General features: G+C 35.0%; 5 protein-coding genes. 4 read left to right on the forward strand and 1 reads right to left on the reverse strand.

The annotated features are described in order from the left end of the window. Positions 1–531: 531 nt before the first annotated feature. A complete protein-coding gene (locus E1171_RS04030) occupies positions 532–1077 on the reverse strand; it encodes a DUF1697 domain-containing protein (protein ID WP_155204350.1) in 546 nt (181 codons plus the stop codon). Between the two features lie 289 nt (positions 1078–1366). Here E1171_RS04030 and E1171_RS04035 point away from each other — a divergent pair, with 289 nt between their 5' ends. The 4 genes from E1171_RS04035 to E1171_RS24190 all read left to right on the forward strand — a co-directional run bounded on the left by E1171_RS04035 (position 1367) and on the right by E1171_RS24190 (position 2789). Continuing rightward, entirely contained in the window at positions 1367–1540 is a 174-nt protein-coding gene (locus E1171_RS04035) for a hypothetical protein (protein WP_155204352.1), read from the forward strand. Positions 1541–1759: 219 nt separating this feature from the next. Continuing rightward, positions 1760–2182: a helix-turn-helix domain-containing protein gene (locus E1171_RS04040; protein WP_246164147.1), complete on the forward strand. Its 423-nt coding sequence runs from the start codon at positions 1760–1762 to the stop codon at positions 2180–2182. Then, positions 2179–2511 carry an Arm DNA-binding domain-containing protein gene (locus E1171_RS24185; protein ID WP_222931381.1) on the forward strand — a complete coding sequence of 111 codons (333 nt, stop codon included), beginning with the start codon at positions 2179–2181 and terminating at the stop codon, positions 2509–2511. Before E1171_RS04040 ends, E1171_RS24185 begins: the two co-directional genes overlap by 4 nt. Then, entirely contained in the window at positions 2496–2789 is a 294-nt protein-coding gene (locus tag E1171_RS24190) for a hypothetical protein (protein ID WP_222931382.1), read from the forward strand. The genes E1171_RS24185 and E1171_RS24190 overlap by 16 nt, the downstream gene beginning before the upstream one ends. The last annotated feature ends 423 nt before the right edge of the window (positions 2790–3212 follow it).

Here is a 3212-nt window from a genome sequence, read left to right on the forward strand (position 1 = left end):
AAAAACAAAAACTTCTCTTCTTAATTTTTTAAATCGCATAGTAGCCGATCTAGAACTATAAAATTGGAATTGGTAGAAAAATACTTGTCCATAAATCTTACATACTCTTCATTCCAATTAGGATATCTTCTCAAGCTTCAAGCAAAAAAATATCATTTGGCGAATGCGGTAATTTTGCTTTTATGGTCATGAGGTGGTAAGACATTCTGTATGCTTCATCCTTTCAGCTACCTTACTTCCAGTACCTGTTTGTAATAATCTCCCTCTCTATTCACCAGTATAGTGTTATATTCTATCAGATTATTGTCTACATAGAACGTTAATAAAGAAGTGAAATAAATATATAGAGGAAATTAGTTCTTCTTTCGGTCAATCGTGTACTTCTCTTTTGTATTCAAACAAGAAAGTGTATTCGGACTACAACCTTTGAATTTTTTATTTTATTGGTTACTATTTTTTTAAGTTATTGGCCGTGGCCATTGACTTGTTCACAACCCTTTGCTTAAATTAATATACAAATTGATCTCTCCTTTAATTTATTTTCGATAATTCAGAAAGCTTCAAAACAGTTTTCCAGTTTCTTGTTGTTCCTTTTACCTTCAAGGTGTTTTCAAAGAAAGTATTTCCCAGTTTTGAGTCACTGTATAACTTTGAGCAATAGATAAATATGTTCTTATTTACAATTTCAAACTTATCTGGAGTAGAGTCAATATTTATAACTTTCTCCAATTTTTCAATTGTCGGATTATCCTTTAAAAAGGTTAAATGAAGTCGTTCAACCTCAACTTTTCCATTTTTCAAAAATGGATTATTAACTATCAACTCATTTATTTCTTCCACAGTTCTAACAATAACAGGTACTTCAAATCCATAAGCCGAAAAAAGGGATTGTTCAATATTGTTCGCCAGCTCATCAATGCTTACTTTCCCACTTGTGTTTAATACAATATTACCTGTTTGAATATAGGTTGTAACCCCAGAAAACCCTAAGTCCTCAAATAGCTTTCTCAAATCCGCCATTAGAATTTTTCTATACCTTCCAATATTTATCCCTCTTAATAAGGCTATATATCTCATTATTCTCCTTTTCTAAATTAAAACTATTGGCTTGATTGGATACTTGACTTTTTCACCATCGGCTTTTTAAGCCTTTGAAAAACATTGCAATTCCCCATTATTGAAAGAAAACCAAAGGTAGCTATTTTCCTCTAAATTGAGGTCCAGAAAAAGAATATGTTTATTAAACCAGAACTGTCATTGCTCAGCCTGACCTATAGGAAGCCCGGTGCAAAATGGAAGATATCTCCAACATCTCTCCTAATACCGGAAAAATTATATAGCCCTCAAAAACAAAGTATTAGAACAGGTGAATCTGGACAAAATAAAACGAGGAAATACCATTATTACCAGTGTTCTTCATTTCGAAAGTATGGTACAAACACTAGATTCTTTAAAAGATGTCCCCAACGGCATGGGGCTGGGTATCACCAACGACTTTTTGGCTATGGACATCCGTCATGCTCTACATCATTTTGCTTAAATCACCGCAGAAATCACCAATGATGATTTATTGGCTAAAATTTTTTCTAAGTTTTGTATAGGGAAGTAATCTTTCTTCCCTTTTTTACCTTAACCTTTCATTTATAGTCATTTGTAAGGTTTTTCTTTCCTTTTTTTATTGCTTTCCTTCCCTTCATTTCCTATCTATTGTTGCTAATTTGTTGCTAACCACTCCTTTTTTTTGCTAGCAACAAAAAATTTGAAAATAGGGCGAGATTATGCTACATACAGCAACATAGGGCTACATGTAGCTACTTTAAGTTACAAAGGAATGAGCAGCAACATCCGAATAGAGAAAACATGCCTATTTTGCAGCGAAATTTTCATCACAAAAACCACAGTTACCAAGTACTGTTCAGATAACTGTGCTAAGCGTGCGTACAAGAAAAGGAAAAGACAAGAAAAGTTGCAGGTCGTTGATGCAGGCCCTCAACCCATACCAAAAGAGCATAATCCCCTCCAGGATAAAGAGTTCCCGAACATCCAAGAAAGCTGCCAGCTTCTGGGAATGAGCAGATGGACCCTTTATCGCATGATCAAAACCAACCAGCTCAAAGCAGCAAAATTTGGTAGGCGAACCATCATTATGAAATCCGACATCAATAAACTATTTCACTCATGAAAGTAACACTCAGAAAACGCAATCAGGGTGGAAAAACCAGCCTTTACTTGGACTACTACCACAAGGGCAAGCGAAAAACCGAATACCTAAAACTCTATTTAGAGCCCAATCCTAAAGGAAGGGAGCAGCGGGAAGTAAACAAGAAAACCCTTCAGTTGGAAGAAACCATTAGAGCACAACGACAAATAGAAATTCAAAACGGAACCCTTGGCTTTCAGAACAATGAAAAACTAAAAAGGAGCTTTATCAACTACCTGGCAGTTCCCAGCAAAAAAAAGCAACTAGTACAGGGAATTCGGAAAACCGGGAAAGCATGTTCAAACTCTTGAAACAATTCATTCCTGAAGAGATCACCTTTGCCCAGCAAAATCATCAATTTGTAATAGACTTCAAAGAAAATCTGGATAGAGAAGCACGAACAAAAAGGATTCCCGACTATCTCAAAATTGAAAAAATAGAAAAAACCAAAAAGAAAGAAAATAAGAACACCTCCACTATAGCAAACCATCAAGCTAAACCAGTCGATAAAATAGTCAAATCCTATACCTACAAAAAGTATTTCACCCACAGCAACAATCTGATCGATCTATGTGATAGTCTAAAGTAGGAAAAGAAAATTATACAACAAAACCCCAATAATTCAAACAAAAACGCCGAACTAAACCAAATAGAGGCCAACCAAACTAACATTACCCAAACTTATGAAGATTGGCAAAATATGGGTTTTCCTTAGCATTCAAATTTGGAGAAAGGGGAGGAAAATTTTACCATCTCATTTGCCCATTTCCCCCCGACTATCAGCCGGCAACCTGTGATAAGCAATTTGACAACTGCTTAAGGCAATGGGCCCAGGTATGCACCTCAATGCGCTTTTCTACTTGGCAATAAATGCAGGAATTTTGACATAAATGCTACGTAGTAAATTTATTCTTTATTGGAGATATTTTTAAGATAATCTACTGGCCTATATTGTTCTAATAAACCTTTCAGATATTTATCATATTCTAACTCCAATAAATCGATATATTTT

Source organism: Xanthovirga aplysinae (genome assembly GCF_009711365.1).
Taxonomy (GTDB): Bacteria; Bacteroidota; Bacteroidia; order Cytophagales; family Cyclobacteriaceae; genus Xanthovirga; species Xanthovirga aplysinae.